Genomic DNA, 18039 nt, shown 5'->3' with positions numbered 1-18039 from the left:
GCAACACCGCAGTCCGACACCGCAGCAACCCCCAGGAGGTGAGACCCATGGCCACTGCACTCGTCAAGCAGGACACGACGGACGCCCCGGCAGCCGCCGCTCCGGTCGCCGACGGAGCGTCGTCGTACGCCGCGCGCATCGACCATGTCTCGAAGTCGTTCGGCCGGCCGGGCGCGGGCGGACAGCTCGTGCTGGACGACATCACCCTCGATGTCGCGCCGGGCGAGTTCGTGACCCTCCTGGGGGCGTCCGGCTGCGGCAAGTCGACGCTGCTCAACCTGGTGGCCGGGCTGGACCGGCCGACCGGCGGGACGATCGAGGTGCCCGGCGGACGCCCGGCGCTGATGTTCCAGGAGCACGCCCTGTTCCCGTGGCTCACCGCGGGCCGCAACATCGAGCTGGCGCTGAAGCTGCGCGGCGTGCCGAAGGCGGACCGCCGCCCGGAGGCGGAGCGGCTGCTGGAACTCGTACGGCTGAAGGGCGCGTACGGCAAGCGGGTGCACGAGCTGTCGGGCGGTATGCGCCAGCGCGTCGCCCTCGCGCGGGCACTCGCCCAGGACAGCAGCCTGCTGCTGATGGACGAGCCGTTCGCGGCCCTGGACGCCATCACCCGGGACGTCCTGCACGAGGAACTGACCCGGATCTGGGCGGAGACGTCGGTCTCCGTCCTGTTCGTCACGCACAACGTGCGCGAGGCGGTGCGGCTCGCGCAGCGCGTCGTCCTGCTGTCGTCCCGCCCGGGGCGGGTGGCACGCGAGTGGCAGGTGGACATCCCGCAGCCGCGCCGGATCGAGGACCCCGCGGTGGCCGACCTGTCCGTAGAGATCACCGAACAGCTGCGTGGGGAGATCCGCCGACATGGCCAGCACTGAGACCACCCCGGCCGGCCGGGCCGCCGAGGCCGAACCGGCCGCCGGGACCGAACCGCCCGCCGAACCGACCACCGGACCGGCCGGCCAGGACGAAGGCACCGCGCACCGGGACGGCCCCGCGCCGTCCCGGGACGCCGCGGGCCTCGCCGGGCTCGAAGCGGGCCTGGACGCCCTGGAGTCGGGCCCCGCCCGCGAACGGGTCGGCCTCGGCCGGATCCTGCTCGCCAAGGTCGTCCCGCCGCTCGTCGCGATCGTCCTGGTCCTGACGGTCTGGCAGCTCGCCGCGGCCTCCGACCTCAAGCCGGACTACGTCCTGCCGGGACCGCTCGACGTCTGGAAGGCCGTCGAGACGATGTGGCTCGACGGCACGCTGCTCGGCTACATCTGGACGAGCGTCTCGCGCGGCGCCCTGGGCTTCGTCGTCGCGGTGGCCATCGGCACCCCGCTGGGCCTGCTGGTCGCCCGGGTGAAGGTGGTCCGGGCGGCGATCGGCCCGATCCTCTCCGGCCTCCAGTCGCTGCCGTCCGTCGCCTGGGTGCCGGCCGCGATCATCTGGTTCGGGCTGACCGACGCGACGATCTACGCGGTGGTGCTGCTCGGCGCGGTCCCCTCGATCGCCAACGGCCTGGTCTCCGGCGTCGACCAGATCCCTCCGCTGTACCTGCGGGCGGGCCGCACCCTGGGTGCGCGCGGCCTGCAGAGCGTCCGGCACGTGCTGCTGCCGGCCGCGCTGCCCGGCTACCTGGCGGGGCTCAAGCAGGGCTGGGCGTTCTCCTGGCGGTCCCTGATGGCGGCCGAGCTGATCGCCAACTCGCCGGACCTCGGCACCGGACTGGGCCAGTTGATGGAGAACTTCCGCGTCAACAGCGACATGTCCGGCGTGCTGGCCACGATCATCCTCATCCTGATCGTCGGCATCGGCATCGACCTGCTGTTCTTCTCGCCCCTGGAGCGCCGCGTGCTGCGCAGCCGCGGCCTCCTCGTCAGGAGCTGATCCCCATGACCGCGGCCCCCGTCCTCCTGCTCGTCGCCCACGGCAGCCGCGACGCGCGCCACGCGCGGACCGTGCGGGCGCTGGCGTCACGGGTCCGGGAGCTGCGGCCGTGGACCCGGGTGGAGGTGTCCTTCCTGGACTTCGACCTGCCCTCGGCCCCGGACGTGCTGGACCGGCTCGCGGCCGAGGGGGTGCGCGACGTGATCGCGGTTCCCCTCCTGCTGACCCGCGCCTTCCACGCCAAGGCGGACATCCCCGCCGTGCTGGACGCGGCGGCCCGGCGGCACCCAGGGCTGCGCATCGGCCGGGCGGACGTGCTGGGGCCCTCCCCGCTGCTGCTGACGGCGGTCGAGGGACGGCTGTACGAGGCGGGCCTGCGCCCCGCCGACAAGAGCTCGACCGGGGTCGTCCTGGCCTCGGCGGGCTCCACGGACCCGGAGGCGATCGCAGTGATCGCTGAAATCGCGCGGGAGCTGCGGCACACCGGTTGGTGCGCCGTGCGGCCTGCGTTCGCCTCCGCTGCTCTGCCCCGTACGGAGGACGTCGTACGGGAACTGCGGGAGACCGGAGTACGGAGGGTGGCCGTCGCCCCGTACGTCCTGGCCCCCGGCCGGCTCCCGGACCGGATCGCCCGGGGCGCGGCCGGGGCGGACGTGCTGGCGGACGTGCTGGGCGCCTCCCCGGAACTGGCACGGCTGGTGCTCCAGCGGTACGCCCGGGCGCGGGCCCGGGTGCTCGTCGCCGCGTAGCGGACCGGGCGGGGCCCGCGGCGCGGCGGGCGGCGGGCGGCGGGCGGCGGGCGGCGGGCGGCGGCTCAGCCGAAGTCGAGGGTGCCGCCCCGGGTCCGCTTCAGCTCGAAGAATCCGGCGTGGTTGGCCAGTACCCGGAAGCTGTCGAAGAGCTCGGCCGCCTCCTTCCCGCGCGGGATCGCCTGGAGCACCGGGCCGAACCAGACCGTGCCGTCGACGTGGATCGTCGGCGTCCCGACGTAGCCGCCCGCCTCCGGGTCGAAGCCGGCCTCGTGGCTGCGGCGGACCGCGTCGTCGTACTCCGTCGAGTGCGCCGCCCGCGCCAGTTCGGCGGGCAGTCCCAACTCGGCGAGCGCCTGGGCGACCACCTCGTCGAAGTCCTCGATCTTCTCCTGGTGGATGCGGGTGCCGAGGGCGGTGTAGAGGTCGCGCAGGACTCCGTCCTCGGCCTGCTCCCCCGCCTGCTGCGCCGCGGCGACGGCCACCCGTACCGGGCCGATCGACCTGTCGACCAGATCGCGGTACCAGTCGGGGAGTTCGTTGCCCTCGTTGTGCAGGAACAGGCTCATGGGGCGGAACCGCAGGGCGAGGTCGCGCTCCTTCTCCACCTCCAGCATCCAGCGGGAGGTGATCCAGGCGAAGGGGCACGCGGGGTCGAAGTAGAAGTCCACCGAAGTCGTCGTCATGGGTCGACCCTAGCCAGCGGGCGGCCCTTGGGTCCGGTCCATTCGCGGCGCGTTCCGCTGGGCCATTTACGCCGGTGCGGCTCCCGCCGCGGCCGTCGCCGCGGCCACTTCCCGGGCGATCTCCTCCGCGGGCATCGAACCGGCCGCCCGCCGCTGCCCGGCGAACTCGTTGGCCAGCCGGCACAGGGTGTCGTTGACCGGGGTCGGCACCCCGTGCAGGCCGCCCAGCAGGGACACCTCGCCGTTCAGGTAGTCGGCCTCGACGCTGCCGGTGCCGCGTGCCAGGCTCTGCCAGGACGATCCGGCGCCCGCCCCGCCGCTCTCCAGCCTGGCCATCACGACCCGGCCGTTCCTGGCCTCGGCCGCTTCGGCGTCGCCGACCGCCTCGATGCCCGCGGCCGCCAGGACCGTACGGGCCTCGGCGACCGTGCGCGCGACGAGGTCCCGGCCCGCGGGGGTGGCGAGCCCTTCGGCACCGCACAGGGCGCCGACCGAGTTGGCCGTGTTGCTCAGCAGCTTGGCGTACTTCCAGCGCATGGTGTCGGGCACCACCGGGGCCAGGAAGTACGACTTCTCCAGGTCCGCGGCGACCGCACGGGCCGTGTCGTCGGTGCCCGCCGGGTAGCGGCCGAGGTGCAGGACGCCGGTCAGCGGGTCACCGGCCGCGGACACCGCCCCGTCGTCGAGGAAGGTGGCGGGGAGGTAGACGCACATCGCGTAGACGTGGCGGAAGCGGCGCAGGGCGAGGCGTTCGTTCTCGACGCCGTTCTGGGCGCAGATCACGGGCAGCAGTTCGCCCGCCGTGCCTCCGCCGGCGACCGGGCGCGCGCTCCACGCGTCGAGCGCGGCGACACTGTCCTGGGTCTTGACGGCGAGGACGAGTACGTCGCCGGGGCGCAGCTCCACGTCGTCGGGTCCGGCCGCGGTGGGCAGGCGCAGCGTGCGGGTGCCCTGCGGGGTGGTGAGCCGCAGTCCGCTCTCGCGCAGTGCCGCGAGGTGGCTGCCGCGGGCCACCAGCACCACGTCGTGGCCGCTCTCGGCCAGCCGTCCGCCGATCACGCCGCCGACCGCTCCCGCGCCGATGATGATGTACCGCATGAGGCCCCCTCGTTCTTCGCGTGTCGTACGACGATCATGCCCGACGCGGTGCGGGGCGCTCAGGGGGCGGTGAGTTCGACCAGCTTCACGACGGTGTTCCAGTTGCGGCTGGTGGCGGTGACGCCCTTGTTGAGGGCGGGGCGGGAGAGGGCTTCGCCGAGTTTGGAGCGGCCGAGTCCGTCGGGGGCGTACAGATAGAGGACCCTGTCGCCGAGCCGGAATTCCTCGGGGAGGTACGTCTCCTTCGCGAGTGCGGCGAATCGGCCGGGGTCGGGGAGCGCGGAGTAGAAGGTGGCGTGGAGTTGTCTGCCCTGGAGTTCGGCGGCCGGGAAGGGGCAGGCGTCGGCGACCGCGCGCAGGTAGACGTGGTCGCGCACCAGGCAGGGGATCCTGCTGCCGAAGTGCTTTTCGAGGGCGTCTTCGAGGGCGCGGGCGAGTTCGTCCTCGGGAGTGGCGGCGTCCGCGCGGAATACCGCGTTCCCGCTGTTGAGGTGGGTGCGAATGTCGGTGTGCCCCAACTCCGCGAGCAGGGTGCGCAGTTCCGCCATCGGGACTTTGGCGCCGCCCACGTTGACACCCCGCAGGAGCGCCGCGTACCTCTTCGTCGTCATGGCCGAACGATAGGTGCCGGCACTGACAATCGGCCGCCGCGCTCCGTGGGGGAAGAGCACGGCGGCCGATGGGTCAGCGGTGCCGGGTGGGGCCGGCGGTGCTTCCGGTGGTCCTTACTCGACGACCTTCAGCAGCTTGTTCGGCGTGCCCGCGGACGGGTTGGTGATCTTGTCCGGGGTGGCGCCGCCGGTCAGGGCCTCCGCGACCTGCGCCGGGGTGGCGTCCTTGTGGCCGGCCAGGTAGACGGCTGCCGCGCCGACCACGTGCGGTGTCGCCATCGAGGTGCCGGAGATCGTCTTCGTACCGTCGTCGCTGTCGTTCCACGCCGAGGTGATGTCCGAGCCGGGGGCGTAGATGTCCACGATCGAACCGAAGTTGGAGAAGTCGGACTGGGCGTCGTCCTTGGTGGAGGAGGCGACCGTGATGGCCTCCTTGACGCGTGCCGGGGACTGGTCCTTGGCGTCGCTGGCGTCGTTTCCGGCGGCGACCGCGAAGGTGACGCCGGAGGCGATGGCCTTCTGGACCGCTTCGTCGAGGGCCGGGTCGGCGCCGCCGCCGAGGCTCATGTTGGCGACGGAGGGGCCCTTGTGGTTCTTGGTGACCCAATCGATGCCCGCGACGACCTGCTCGGTGGTGCCCGAGCCCGAGTCGTCGAGCACCCGGACGGCGACGATCTTCGCCTTCTTGGCGACGCCGTGGGCGGTGCCCGCGATGGTGCCGGCGACGTGCGTGCCGTGGCCGTTGCCGTCGTCCGCGTTGTCGTCGTTGTCGATGGCGTCGAAGCCGGAGACGGCGCGTCCGCCGAAGTCCTTGTGGCTGATCCGGACTCCGGTGTCGACGACGTACGCGGTGACGCCCTCGCCCGCGCTGTCTGGGTAGGTGTACTTCTTGTCGCCGGCCGTGTCGGCCTGGTCGATGCGGTCGATGCCCCACGACGGCGGGTTGTCCTGGGTGGCGTCGGCGGTGAACTTCTTGTTCTGCACGACCTTGGCGACGGCCGGGTCGGCGGCCAGGCGCTTGGCCTCGGTCTCGGTGAGGCCGGAGGCGGAGAAGCCGTTGATGGCGGAGTTGTAGTTGCGCTTCAGTTCGCCGCCGTAGTTCTTGGCGAGGGCCTGCTTGTCCGCCTTCTGGTCGAGCATCACGATGTAGCTGCCCGCTACCGCGCCCTGGGCGTTGGCACCGTAGACGATACCTTCCGCCGGAGCCGCACCCGCCGAGGGAGCGGTGAGGGCGGTCATGCCTGCCACAGCGGCAACGGTGGTTATCGCCGCGATCAGCTTGGTCCTGTGTATGGCCATGAAGAGGGGTCTCCTCGCCATTCTTTTGTGGGGGGAATGTGTGGGGGTACCCCCGGCGACCGGAAGTCCTCCGGGGGTTGGCACGAAACACTGGCGGATTGACGGCGACAGATCAAGACCTCCATACGGCCGTAATCCATTAAACAAAAATCCGTAATCAAAAATATGGACAGTGCACCCCGAGTCGGGCACCGGGTCAACCATTCTTACTTCTAAGTCAGTTCACGCCTTCACAAAAAGCCTGGCCCTTGCGAATATCGCAAGGGCCGGGCTCCTTCACTTCTTCTCTTCATCTCCTCAATTGCGAAAGAACTAGGGGAGGATCGACCGGGGAGTGACGGGCAGTTCCGCCTCGATGAGGTCCGCCGCGCGCCGGGTTCCGCCCTCCGTCGCCATGTCCGCCGCGATTTCGGCGAGCTTCCGGGCGACCTCGGGATCGGAGAGAAGCGATTCGCCGGTGGTGCGCAGGAGTTCGGCGGTGGCGTCGGCGGTGTCGATACGCCGGGCCACTCCGAGCCCCTGGAGCACGTCGGCGTTGCCGAACTGGTCGACGGCCTGCGGCACGGCGATCATGGGCGTGCGGGTGGCGAGACCTTCCTGGCTGCCTCCCGCACCGGCGTGCGTGACGAACAGGTCCGCCTGCTTGAGGATCGCCAACTGCGGCACCCAGGAGGACACTTCGACGTTCTCCGGAATCTCTCCCAGTTCACTGACCTCGACATTGCGGCCGATCTGGAGCACCAGGTGCCAGCCGGGCAGGTCGCCGAACGCCCGCAGGCACTCGCGGTAGAAGGCGGGCTGCTTGGTGAACGACGAGCCGAGCGAGACCAGTACGACCTTCTCCGCCCCGGCCGGGCGGTGCCACTCCCCCTGGTCGGAGCGGTCGCCCTGGCAGGCGCCGACGAAGGTGTGGATGTCCGTGTCGACCCGGTCGGCGCTCCACTGGAGGGCCTTGGGGATCAGGACGAGGGAGCGGGTGGGCGCGAGGAACGAGAGGTAGTCGTCCGCCGGCAGGTCGTTGGCCCGCAGCCAGCCGGCGAAGCGGTCGATGTACGCCCGGCCCCGCTCGGTCTTCAGCAGCTCGGCCTGCATGGGCTTGGCGACCTCTTCCTCGTACCCCTCCCAGGCGACCATGTTCGGCGACAGCGAGATCGCGGGAACTCCCCAGCGGTGGGCCAGGACCGGGGCCGGGTAGCCGGTGATGTCGTGGAGGACGAGGTCGGGCTCGTCGCCCTCGAACGCTTCGATCAGTTCGGGCAGGGCGTTGATGCCGTTCTCCAGGAACGGCTCCAGGTTGTCGACGAGTTCGGTGCCCCAGACCTCCGGATCGGCGTTCTCGTCCGGGAGGGACGAGGTGTAGATCACGGGTGTCGCACCGGTGGCGGCGAACCTGTCGGCGAAGGAGGCGGGGATCGCGTAGCTGACCCGGTGGCCCCGCGCGACCAGCTCGCGCACCACTTCGAGGCTGGGGTTGACGTGGCCGGGAAAGGCGATGGAGAACATGGCGATGTGCGCGGCGGCGCGGGGCTCGGCGTTCATGCCCGTACCGTAAGCGAGACGAGACGTCTCGTGCAAGTTCTTTGTGGTGCCGTGCCCCTCAGCGCTGGTAGCGGGCGAGCACCAAGTTGCCGTCCCTCTCCAGGCGTTGGCGCAGCGCGGCCTCGTCGATCGCCCCGCTGTAGTACTCCTGGTAGGCGGGCGTGGCGACCTTGTCCTTCCACTCGGGATAGCCGCGCACCTCCTGCGCGGGGGCCGCCCGCAGGTGCGCGGCGAGTGCGGTGCCGGTGGCCCAGCCGTCCTTCGCCGCGTGCAGCGCGGGGTCCTTGAGTGCCTGGCCGCCGGTCGGCAGCATCCAGTCGCCCTTGGCCAGGCGCACCATGTTCTCCGTCCGCAGGAAGAAGTCGAGGAACTGGACGGCCTCCTTCTTGTACGGGCTGTCCTCGGCCACCGACAGCGTCTGCGGGCTCACCCCCTGGGCGAGCCCGTCCGTGCCCGCCGGGGCCGGCAGCACGGTCCACTCGAAGCCCTCGGGCGCCTGCTCGGCGATCTGCTGGCGGTAGGAGAAGCCCAGCGGGACCATCGCGTACTTGCCGCCGAAGAAGCCGGGCAGGGTGTCGGAGCCGCCCATGCCCAGGGTGGCGGCGGAGGCGGAGCGGTCGGTGTTGACCTGGTCGTGGACGGTGGCGGGCACCACCGCGTCGCCCTCGGTGAACCGTACGGAGAACTTCCCGTCGCCGCCCCTGCGGAACAGCTCGCCGCCCGCAGTGAGACCGAGGTTGAGGGTGGCCGAGACGGGTTCCTTGAGGGGCCAGGCGACGCCGTACCTCTTCGGCCCCATGTCGGCGGTGAGCTTCCTCGTCACCTGCCGGAACTCCTCCCAGGTCCACGGCTTCGCGGGGGTCGGGACGCGGACGCCGGAGGTCCGGAGCAGCTTGGCGTTGGCGATCAGGACGCGCGGCTCCTGGAGGAAGGGGACGCCGTACACCTTGCTGTCGAAGGTGGTGGTCCGCCAGCTGCGCTGCGGGATGTCCTCGCGCAGCCGCTCCAGCGGGCCGGTGAGGTACGGGGTGAGGTCGGCGATGTCCCCGCCGTACGCGAAGTCGGCGAGGTCGTCGGAGGCGTCGTGGATGATGTCGGGCGCCTCGCCGCCCTCGAAGGAGGTGAGCAGCTGGTCGTGGACGTTGTCCCAGCTGCCCTGGACGTACTCGACGCGGACCTTGGGGTGGGCCGCGTTCCACTCCGCCACCAGCTGCTTGTTGATGTCCACGGACTCCTTCTGCCAGGCCAGCGACTGGAAGCGCAGGGTGATCACGCCGTTGTCGTCCGGGCCCCGCCCGGTGGCCGCGCAGCCGGAGAGGAGCAGGACGCCGCACAGCAGGGCCGCGAGCCGGCGGGCGCGCATCAGCTCTTCACCGCCCCGGCCAGCATGCCGCCGGTGATCCGCTTCTGGATGACCGCGAAGATGACCAGGGAGGGCAGGGTGGCGAGGAAGGCCGCGGCGGCCAGCGGGCCGAGGTCGGCGACGCCCTCGGTGCCGATGAAGTGCGTCAGGATGACCGGCAAGGTCTGCTTCTCCGGGGACTTGAGCAGGACGAGCGCGAAGAAGAACTCGTTCCATGCGGTGATGAACGCGAACAGCGCGGTGGCGACCAGCCCCGGCGCGAGCAGCGGCGCGGTGACCGACACGAGGGTGCGCAGCCTGCCCGCGCCGTCCACGGCCGCCGCCTCCTCCAGCTCGCGCGGGACCGCGCGGACGTACCCGACGAGCATCCACAGCGCGAAGGGCAGTGACCAGACGACGTACACCATGATCAGACCGGGCAGCGAGTTGATCAGGTGCAGGTTCTTCAGGATCAGGAACAGCGGGATGATCACCAGGACGAACGGGAACGCCTGGCTGACCACGACCCAGCCGGTCGCCGCGGTGGTCAGCCGGGAGCGGTGGCGGGCGAGCACGAACGCCATGGGGGTCGCGACGACGACGGCGATCAGCGCGGCGGCGAGGGCCGCGGTGAGGCTGTTGAGCGCCGCTTCGAGCAGCGGCTGCTCCGCGAAGGCCTGCCGGTAGTTGTCGAGGCTCGGGTCCTTGGGGATCCAGGTGGGGTGCAGGTCGCCCAGCTCGCGCGGGGACTTGAAGGACGTGGAGATCAGCCACAGGAACGGGAACGCGAGGAAGACCAGATACGCGAGAAGCGCGAGGTACTGGCCGGCCCGCGCGGGTCTGCTGGTACGGAGACTCATCCGTCCTCGCCTCCCTTGAGCCTGCCCACCAGGAACAGGGCGAGCAGTACGGAGACCACCGCGACCATCACGCAGCCCATGGCGGCGGCGTACCCGAACTGGCCGTAGCGGAAGGCCTCCTCGTACGCGAAGAGCATCGGCAGCCGGGTCCGGCCGCCGGGTCCGCCGCTGGTCAGCACGTAGACCAGGGCGAAGGAGTTGAAGTTCCAGATGAAGTTGAGCGCGGTGATGGAGAGCGCGACGGGCTTGAGGGCGGGCCAGGTGACGGTGCGGAACCGGCGCCAGGCACCGGCGCCGTCGAGGGCGGCGGCCTCGTGCAGTTCGTGCGGGGTGTTCTGGAGTCCGGCGAGCAGGGCCACGGTGGTCTGCGGCATCCCGGCCCAGACGCCGACGAGGATCACCGCGGGCAGGGCGGTGGCGAGGCCGGTGAGCCAGTCGCGCCCGTCGCCGAGGCCCAGGTTCCGGATCGTTTCGTTGAGGATGCCCGCGTCGGGGTTGTAGACCAGGCGCCACATGATGCCGACGACGACCTCGGGCATGGCCCAGGGAACGATCGCCAGGGCGCGCGCCAGCCACCGGAAGCGGAGGTTCTGGTTGAGCAGCAGGGCCAGTCCCAGGGCAAGCAGGAACTGGGGGACGGTGACGCCGACCGCCCAGAGAAGGCCGATCCGGAAGGAGTCCCAGAAGAGGGTGTCGTGCAGCAGGTCCTGGAAGTTGAGGAGGCCGGTCCACTGGGTGGGGGCGGTGCGGCCGGACTGCGCGTCGGTGAAGGCGAGGGCGATGCCGTAGAGGAGCGGGCCGACGCTGAGGAGCAGGATCGGGATGAGGGCGGGCAGGACCAGGAACCAGGCGCCGAAGTCGGTGGCCCGCCCGGCCCGCCCGCCGGGCCCGCCCGATCCGCCGGCCCTGCCGCTCCCGCCGGGTCTGCCGGTTTTACCTGTTCTGCCGGTTCTGCTGGTTCTGCCGGTGCGTGGTCGGTCGGGTTTTTCCGACTGCCCCTCGTCGGTCGCCAATCGCACGAATTCGGCTCCTTAGGGCAGTTTGGGTTGTTCATACCGTTCTGGCCGCCCTGGCGACCCCCGTCATCGTGCTGACGCCCTGTCGGTTCGTCAAGCCGAACTGCAGGTCCTGCCTGCGCGGATGCGAGACTTTGACGGATTCACCCCGGAACTATCCGTAACGGAGAGCACGACGATGGACGAGACGCGCGCACGCGAGGTGCTGGAGGCGACCGGGCTCGCCGCCGGTGCGAAGCTGCTGTCCCTGGGCGAGAACGCGGTGTTCGCCGTGGAGGGCGCGGACGGCTCCTTCGTGGCGAAGGTGGGCCGGGGCTCCCCCGACCTGGCGGCCAGGGCCGAACGCGAACTGGCCGTCGGTCAGTGGCTGGCGACGGCCGGGGTGCCCGCGGTGCGCCCGGCGGCGGACAAGCCGTGGCTGGTGGACGGGCACCCGGTGACCCTCTGGCACAGGCTGCCGGAGGCGGTCCGCCCGTCCGAGCCGCGCGACGTGGCCGCGCTGCTCAACCTGGTGCACGCGCTGCCCGCCCCGCCGTTCGTGCTGCCGCCGCGCGATCTGCTCGACGGGGTGGAGCGCTGGCTGCGGCTGGCGGGCGACGCGATCGACCCCGAGGACGCGGTGTACCTGCGCGGGCGCCGGGACGGTTTCGCGGCGGCGGCAGCGGCACTGAACCCGCGGCTCGCGACCGGTCCGATCCACGGCGACGCGCTGCCCCGGAACGTGCTGGTGGGTCCGGACGGTCCCGTCCTGGTGGACCTGGAGACCTTCTCTTCCGACTTCCGCGAGCACGACCTCGTCGTGATGGCCCTGTCGCTGGACCGGTACGGGCTCCCCCAGGAGGCGTACGACGCGTTCGTCGCCACGTACGGGTGGGACGTGCGGGAGTGGGACGGGTGCACGGTGCTCCGGGGAGCGCGGGAGACGGCGAGCTGCGCGTGGGTGGCGCAGCACGCGCCCACCAACCCGAAAGCACTCGCCGAGTTCCGCCGCAGGGTCACCTCCCTCCGCGAGAACAACCCCCAGGTCCGCTGGTACCCCTTCTGACCCCCCGCCGTCGCCTTGGGCGGCGGGGCCGCCCTCCGGGGGCGGAACGGGCGGGCAAGGGGGCGGCCCTCCGGCGGAGCCGCACAACCCCGGCCCCGGCCCGGCGATGGCCGCACAGCCCCTAGGAACCCCCCACCACCGCCCCCGGCGCCCGCACCGGCCACGCCGGATCGACCACCGCGTCCGGCGTCCCCTTGGACCGGAGGAACTCCTGGAAGCCGGTCGCCCAGTCCGCGTACCACCTCACCTGCTCCTGGTGCAGCTCCGGCAGCCCGAGCGCCGCGATGGACGGATGCCGTTCGGCTATCGCGAGGGCCACGTGGACCGCGGCGAGCGCGTCCGCGGACGCCTCGTGCGCCCCGTCCAACACCACTCCGTACTCGACGCACACCGCTTCGAGGGTCCGCTTGCCGCGCCGGTAGCGGTCCACCGCCCGGTCGATGGTGAGCGGATCGACCACCGGGCCGATCCCCCCGTCCCCGGTCAGCGCCGCCATCCGGTCGCCGAGCGCGGGCAGTCCGTGTCTGGCCAGTTCGGCCGAGAGCAGCGTCAGATCGAAGGCCGCGTTGTACGCGACGACCGGGACCCCCCGCGCCCAGTTCTCCACCAGCAGCCCGGCCACCTCGTCGGCCACCTCGCGGGCCGGGCGCCCCTCGGCCGCCGCCCGCTCGTTGCTGATCCCGTGTATCGCCGAGGCCTGGGCCGGAATCCGCACCCCCGGATCGGCGAGCCACAGCCTGGAACCGGCCACCGTGCCACCCCGGACCTCGACGACCGCCGCGGTCACGATGCGCGACTCCAGCGGCTCCGTACCCGTGGTCTCCAGGTCGAAGCCGATCAGCGATTCCCCGTGCCATCCCATGTCCTGGGCCTCCTTCGATGTGCTCCCCCAGTGGAGAACCACCCTCGCACGCAGCACTGACAATCCGGCCGGCCGGATTGGCGGGCCGGAATCAGGAGACCGGCCGGGAGTCCGTCCAGACCGCCTCGAACTCCTCCCGGTACGTCTCGAAGAGGCCGTGCTCGGTGTCCTGCCCGTGCCGCACCACCCCGTCGCGTCCGCCCCGCCCGCCGCCGCGCAGCACCAGCACCGGCGCCTCCATGCCGCGCGCCCTGCGCAGGTACGACTGGACGACGGCCAGGCCGCCCGGACCATCGCCGTCGACGAGGTAGGCGGTGAAGCGCGGCGTCTCGTCGAAGACCTGGATCTGGAAGGCGCCGGGGTCGCGCAGGCTGGCCCGCACCCGCCGCATGTGCAGGATGTTCATCTCCACCGAGCGGCTCAACTCGCCCTTTTTCAGGCCAAGTTCGCGCTCCCGCCGTTTGACGGAGCTGCTCGCCGGGTTGAGGAAGAGCAGCCGCACCCGGCAGCCGCCCTCGGCGAGCCTGACCAGGCGGCGCCCGGAGAAGTTCTGCACCAGCAGATTCAGGCCTATCCCGATCGCGTCGACCCGGCGGGCCCCGCCGAAGAGGTCCTCGGCGGGCAGCTGCCGCTGGAGCCGCACCCGGTCGGGATGGACGGAGACCACGTCCGCGTACCGGTCGCCGACCAGGTCCTCCACGGCGTCCACCGGCAGCCGGTCGGCGGCCGGGGCGCCGGAGCCCGCGCCGAGGATCTCCAGCAGGCGGGCGGAGGCACGCTCCGCCTGGGCGAGGACGGTGACCGACAGCGCCCGGTTGCGGGAGACGACGTTGCGCGCCACCTCCAGCTCGTCCAGGGCCAGTTCGACGTCCCTGCGGTCGTCGTAGTACGGCTCGAAGCACGGCCAGTGCTGCACCATCAGCTCGCGCAGCTGCGGCAGCGTGAGGAAGCTGAGGATGTTGTCGTCGGCGGGGTCGAGCAGATAGCCCTTGCGGCGGCTGACCTCGCGGACGGCGACGGCGCGCTGCACCCACTCCTGCCCGGCGGGACCGGCGGCGGCCACCACCCACTCCTCGCCGTGCACCGGTTCGTACACCGGGCGCAGCACGGCGGCGACCACGGCGCGCATCCGCTGCTCGACCAGGTTGAGCCAGATGTAGGCCCGGCCCGCCCGCTGGGCGCGCGTACGCACCTCGCTCCAGGCGTCCGGGCCCCAGTCCAGTTCCGCGCCGATCTCCACCGGTCGCGCGAGCGAGACCGTACCGGGCGGGATGTCGCCCGAGCCCCCCTCGTGACCCGTGTCACCTGGGGGTAGCTCCAGCCCTCCCGAGCTCACCCACGCACCGCCTTCTGAACGCTTTTCCGACCATCGCCAACGATCAAGGAAGGGTACTCCGCGTGGGGCTGCGGGTGCAGCCGTTCCCCGAGACGGTGCGGAGAAAGCGGCAGAAGCACGGAACGGGTGGGGTGCGGATCCGCATTGCGGGAGGATTCCGGGGAAGATCTGACGCCAGGCCGCCCGCCGAGTGGAAGAGTCGATCGTATGCAGATCTGGCCCGGAGAGGCTTACCCCCTGGGTGCCACGTACGACGGCGCCGGCACCAACTTCGCGGTCTTCTCGGAGTCCGCCGACCGCGTCGAGCTGTGCCTGTTGCAGGACGACGGCTCGGAGATGGCGGTGGAGCTGCGCGAGAGCGACGCGTTCGTACGTCACGCCTTCCTGCCCGGTGTCATGCCGGGCCAGCGCTACGGCTACCGGGTGCACGGCCCCTACGAGCCCTCCCGGGGGCTGCGGGCCAACTCGGCGAAGCTGCTGCTCGACCCGTACGCGAAGGCGGTCAGCGGGGAGATCGAGTGGGGCGAGTCGGTGTACGGCTACCACTTCGGCAGGCCCGACTCCCGCAACGACCAGGACTCCGCGCCGCACACCATGACCTCGGTGGTGATCAACCCGTACTTCGACTGGGGCGACGACCGCCCGCCGCGCACCCCGTACCACGAGACCGTGCTGTACGAGGCGCACGTCAAGGGCCTCACGATGCTGCACCCCGACCTCCCGGACGAGCTGCGCGGCTCGTACGGGGCGCTGGCGCACCCGGCGGTGATCGGCCACCTGGTGGAGCTGGGCGTCACCGCGCTGGAGCTGATGCCGGTGCACCAGTTCGTCAACGACCACCGGCTGGTCGACGCGGGGCTGAGCAACTACTGGGGCTACAACACCCTCGGCTTCTTCGCCCCGCACAACTCCTACGCCTCCTGGGGCGACCGGGGCGAGCAGGTGCTGGAGTTCAAGACGGCGGTCAAGGCGCTGCACGAGGCGGGCATCGAGGTCATCCTCGACGTGGTCTACAACCACACGGCGGAGGGCAACCACCTGGGCCCGACGCTGTCGTTCCGGGGGCTGGACAACCAGTCGTACTACCGGCTGACCGACGACCCGAAGTACTACATGGACACCACGGGCACCGGCAACTCGCTGCTGATGCGCTCGCCGCACGTCCTCCAGATGATCATGGATTCGCTGCGGTACTGGGTGACCGAGATGCATGTCGACGGGTTCCGCTTCGACCTCGCGGCGACACTGGCGCGGCAGTTCCACGAGGTGGACCGGCTGTCGTCGTTCTTCGACCTGGTGCAGCAGGACCCGGTGGTGAGCCGGGTGAAGCTGATCGCGGAGCCGTGGGACGTCGGAGAGGGCGGTTACCAGGTGGGCAACTTCCCGCCGCTGTGGACGGAGTGGAACGGGAAGTACCGGGACACCGTGCGCGACATGTGGCGGGGCGAGCCGCAGACGATAGCGGAGTTCGCGGGGCGGCTGACCGGCTCCTCGGACCTCTACCAGGACGACGGACGGCGACCGCTCGCCTCGATCAACTTCACCACCTGCCACGACGGTTTCACCCTGCACGACCTGGTCGCGTACAACGAGAAGCACAACAGTGCCAACGGCGAGGGCAACCGGGACGGCGAGAGCCACAACCGGTCGTGGAACTGCGGGACCGAGGGCCCCACCGACGACGCCGGGGTACTGGCGCTGCGCGAGCGCCAGATGCGCAACTTCGTGGCCACGCTCATGCTGTCGCAGGGCGTGCCGATGCTCAGCCACGGGGACGAGTTCGGGCGTACGCAGGGCGGCAACAACAACGCCTACTGCCAGGACAACGAGCTCTCCTGGGTGCCCTGGCCGCGCCCCGGGGCAGACGGCGGCGCACCGGAGGAGGGCACGCTGCTGGTCTTCACGCGCGCGATGGTGGCGCTGCGCCGCGAGCACGCCGTCTTCCGGCGCCGCCGCTTCTTCCACGGCCGTCCGGTGCGCGGCACGCAGGACGAGCTGTCGGACATCGCCTGGTTCACCCCGGAGGGCGACGAGATGGCCCAGGAGGACTGGGAGGCTGCGCACGCGAAGGCGCTGACGGTGTTCCTGAACGGGGAGGCGATCTCGGAGCCGGGGCCGCGCGGCGAGCGGATCACCGACGATTCGTTCCTGCTGATGTTCAACGCGAGTGCCGAGGCGCTGGACTTCCTGGTGCCGGCCGACCACGGGCAGCAGTGGCAGGTCGTGGTGGACACCGCGCGCGAGGACGGCGTGCCGCCGGGGACGGGTGCCAAGCACGACGCCGGCGAGCACCTCACGCTGATCGGGCGGAGCCTGACGGTGCTCAAGCGTCCCGCGTGACGGACGAATCCCCGGTCTCCCGCGGCTCCCCCGCCTCCCGCGGCGCTCCGTACTCCCGCGGGGCGGCGGTCGTCGCGGCTGCGGACACGGTGCGGCCCCGGGCGGGCCGGGGGCGCACCGTCCAGGCCAGGCCCGCGCACAGCACCGCCGCGCCGATCGCGACGGCGAACGCGGCGGGCGGGCCGCTGCTCTCGGCGAGCCGACCGGACAGCGCGAGGGCCAGCGCCTGCCCGCCGACCACCCCGCTCATCAGGAAGGCCATGGACTCGGCAAGCCGGTCGGCGGGCACGGCCCGTTCGGTGAGGCCGAAGATCGTGATCATGTGCGGGGCGTAGGCGACACCGAGCACGACCACGACGGCGTACAGGGCCCACAGGCTGCCGACGAACACCAGCGGCACCGAGAGCACCACCAGCGCGGCGGTGGCGGCCCGCCAGCGGGTGGACAGGCCGATCCGGGCGGGCACCGCGGCCATCGAGAAGCCCGCGACGGCGCTCATCACGCCCATCGCCGCGTAGACGAGTCCGGCCTGTTCGGGCCTGCCCAGGTCCTCGGTGAGGGCGGTGATGCCGGCCTGGGAGGCACCGAACATGGCGCCCTGGAGCGCCATCGCGGTGCGCAGCGCGTGGACGGAACCGGAGAGCCTCGTACGTTCGGCGGAGGCGGTGCGCGCGGCGGGGCGTAGCAGGGACGCCGTCGGATGCAGGGCGAACCACGTACCGCATACGGCCAGAAGTGCCGCGGCGGCGAGGAGGGCCGTGGCCGGGTGCGCGACGGCCACGGCGAGGCCGACGAGGGCGGGGCCGAGGACGAAGGTGACCTCGTCCAGGGTGCCCTCGAAGGACAGCACGGTGCCCACGAGCCGTTCGCCGGCGCCCTCGCGGCGGGCCAGCGCCAGGGTGCGGGTGCGCGACATCGGGCCGATCTGCGGTACCGAGGCCCCGGCGGCCAGGGCGATCAGCGCGAGCGGCAGGGTGTCGGCGCGGGCCAGCGCGGCGAGCACCAGGGCGGTCACCGCGACCGCGTTGACGAGGGTCGCGGTGAGCACCACGACGCGCTGTCCGCGCCGGTCGGCGGCCCGGCCCAGCAGGGGCCCGCCGACGGTCTGCCCGGCCGCCAGGGCGCCGCCCACCAGTCCCGCGGTGGCCAGGCTGCCGCTGGTCTCGGTGACCAGCAGCAGGGTCCCGAGCTGGCACATGGCCAGCGGCAGCCGGCCGAGGAAGGAGACGAGCGGCAGGACGGGGCCGGTGAGCGCGATGGCTTCCCGGTAGCTCTGCCGGTAGCCGCTCAGTGCGCCCGAAGTGTTTTTCCCCTTGGCTGTCCTGTTCGCTTCGCTCTCTCCGGCCATGGGGCGAAATTAGTGTCACCTGTGCGCGCGGGTGCATGGGCG

General features: G+C 71.7%; 16 protein-coding genes. 5 read left to right on the top strand and 11 right to left on the bottom strand.

The features are described from left to right. Positions 1–47 precede the first annotated feature (47 nt). From ACFYVL_RS14650 to ACFYVL_RS14640, 3 genes are read left to right on the top strand one after another with little or no spacing between them, the layout of a single operon-like run. The gene (locus tag ACFYVL_RS14650; RefSeq protein WP_389244480.1) at positions 48–872 is read left to right on the top strand and encodes an ABC transporter ATP-binding protein; all 825 of its coding nucleotides are present in this window, start codon (positions 48–50) and stop codon (positions 870–872) included. Next, the gene (locus ACFYVL_RS14645) at positions 859–1866 is read left to right on the top strand and encodes an ABC transporter permease (protein ID WP_389244478.1); all 1008 of its coding nucleotides are present in this window, start codon (positions 859–861) and stop codon (positions 1864–1866) included. The genes ACFYVL_RS14650 and ACFYVL_RS14645 overlap by 14 nt, the downstream gene beginning before the upstream one ends. Before the next feature lie 5 nt (positions 1867–1871). Continuing rightward, the gene (locus ACFYVL_RS14640; protein WP_389244475.1) at positions 1872–2615 is read left to right on the top strand and encodes a sirohydrochlorin chelatase; all 744 of its coding nucleotides are present in this window, start codon (positions 1872–1874) and stop codon (positions 2613–2615) included. Between the two features lie 65 nt (positions 2616–2680). Here the strand turns inward: ACFYVL_RS14640 and ACFYVL_RS14635 are convergent, their stop codons facing one another. From ACFYVL_RS14635 to ACFYVL_RS14600, 8 genes are all read right to left on the bottom strand, one after another. Next, positions 2681–3301 (bottom strand): DsbA family protein, encoded by a 621-nt coding sequence (locus tag ACFYVL_RS14635; protein ID WP_389244473.1) that lies wholly within the window; start codon positions 3299–3301, stop codon positions 2681–2683. A 66-nt stretch (positions 3302–3367) separates the two neighbouring features. Then, a complete protein-coding gene (locus tag ACFYVL_RS14630) occupies positions 3368–4399 on the bottom strand; it encodes a ketopantoate reductase family protein (protein WP_389244471.1) in 1032 nt (343 codons plus the stop codon). A gap of 59 nt (positions 4400–4458) precedes the next feature. Beyond that, on the bottom strand, positions 4459–5010 hold the full coding sequence (locus ACFYVL_RS14625) for a DUF1697 domain-containing protein (RefSeq protein WP_389244469.1): 552 nt from the start codon (positions 5008–5010) through the stop codon (positions 4459–4461). Positions 5011–5124: 114 nt separating this feature from the next. Further along, positions 5125–6309, bottom strand: a complete 1185-nt coding sequence (locus tag ACFYVL_RS14620) for a S8 family peptidase (protein ID WP_389244467.1) — start codon at positions 6307–6309, stop codon at positions 5125–5127. Between the two features lie 312 nt (positions 6310–6621). Further along, a complete protein-coding gene (gene mgt, locus ACFYVL_RS14615) occupies positions 6622–7848 on the bottom strand; it encodes a macrolide-inactivating glycosyltransferase (protein WP_389244465.1) in 1227 nt (408 codons plus the stop codon). Between the two features lie 58 nt (positions 7849–7906). Continuing rightward, positions 7907–9211 carry an ABC transporter substrate-binding protein gene (locus ACFYVL_RS14610; RefSeq protein WP_389244463.1) on the bottom strand — a complete coding sequence of 435 codons (1305 nt, stop codon included), beginning with the start codon at positions 9209–9211 and terminating at the stop codon, positions 7907–7909. Continuing rightward, on the bottom strand, positions 9211–10050 hold the full coding sequence (locus ACFYVL_RS14605; RefSeq protein WP_389244461.1) for a carbohydrate ABC transporter permease: 840 nt from the start codon (positions 10048–10050) through the stop codon (positions 9211–9213). The genes ACFYVL_RS14610 and ACFYVL_RS14605 overlap by 1 nt, the downstream gene beginning before the upstream one ends. Continuing rightward, positions 10047–11069 carry a carbohydrate ABC transporter permease gene (locus ACFYVL_RS14600; RefSeq protein WP_389244459.1) on the bottom strand — a complete coding sequence of 341 codons (1023 nt, stop codon included), beginning with the start codon at positions 11067–11069 and terminating at the stop codon, positions 10047–10049. The genes ACFYVL_RS14605 and ACFYVL_RS14600 overlap by 4 nt, the downstream gene beginning before the upstream one ends. 175 nt (positions 11070–11244) lie before the next feature. Between ACFYVL_RS14600 and ACFYVL_RS14595 the strand changes: the two genes are divergently transcribed. Beyond that, on the top strand, positions 11245–12111 hold the full coding sequence (locus ACFYVL_RS14595; protein ID WP_389244457.1) for a phosphotransferase enzyme family protein: 867 nt from the start codon (positions 11245–11247) through the stop codon (positions 12109–12111). A gap of 121 nt (positions 12112–12232) precedes the next feature. Here the strand turns inward: ACFYVL_RS14595 and ACFYVL_RS14590 are convergent, their stop codons facing one another. Together ACFYVL_RS14590 and ACFYVL_RS14585 are read right to left on the bottom strand one after the other, a co-directional pair. Continuing rightward, a complete protein-coding gene (locus ACFYVL_RS14590; protein WP_389244455.1) occupies positions 12233–12973 on the bottom strand; it encodes a 3'-5' exonuclease in 741 nt (246 codons plus the stop codon). A gap of 91 nt (positions 12974–13064) precedes the next feature. Next, on the bottom strand, positions 13065–14309 hold the full coding sequence (locus tag ACFYVL_RS14585; RefSeq protein ID WP_389244454.1) for an SAV2148 family HEPN domain-containing protein: 1245 nt from the start codon (positions 14307–14309) through the stop codon (positions 13065–13067). Between the two features lie 207 nt (positions 14310–14516). On the opposite strand from ACFYVL_RS14585, the gene glgX reads away from it, so the two are divergent. Beyond that, positions 14517–16649: a glycogen debranching protein GlgX gene (gene glgX / locus ACFYVL_RS14580; protein ID WP_389244452.1), complete on the top strand. Its 2133-nt coding sequence runs from the start codon at positions 14517–14519 to the stop codon at positions 16647–16649. Here the strand turns inward: glgX and ACFYVL_RS14575 are convergent. Further along, a complete protein-coding gene (locus ACFYVL_RS14575) occupies positions 16633–17997 on the bottom strand; it encodes an MFS transporter (RefSeq protein WP_389244450.1) in 1365 nt (454 codons plus the stop codon). The genes glgX and ACFYVL_RS14575 overlap by 17 nt on opposite strands. Between the last annotated feature and the right edge of the window lie 42 nt (positions 17998–18039).

The organism is Streptomyces sp. NPDC004111, assembly GCF_042874215.1.
In the GTDB taxonomy this organism is placed as follows: Bacteria; Actinomycetota; Actinomycetes; order Streptomycetales; family Streptomycetaceae; genus Streptomyces.
Note: the sequence above shows the minus strand (reverse complement) of the source record. Positions and strands in the feature narration are given on the sequence as shown.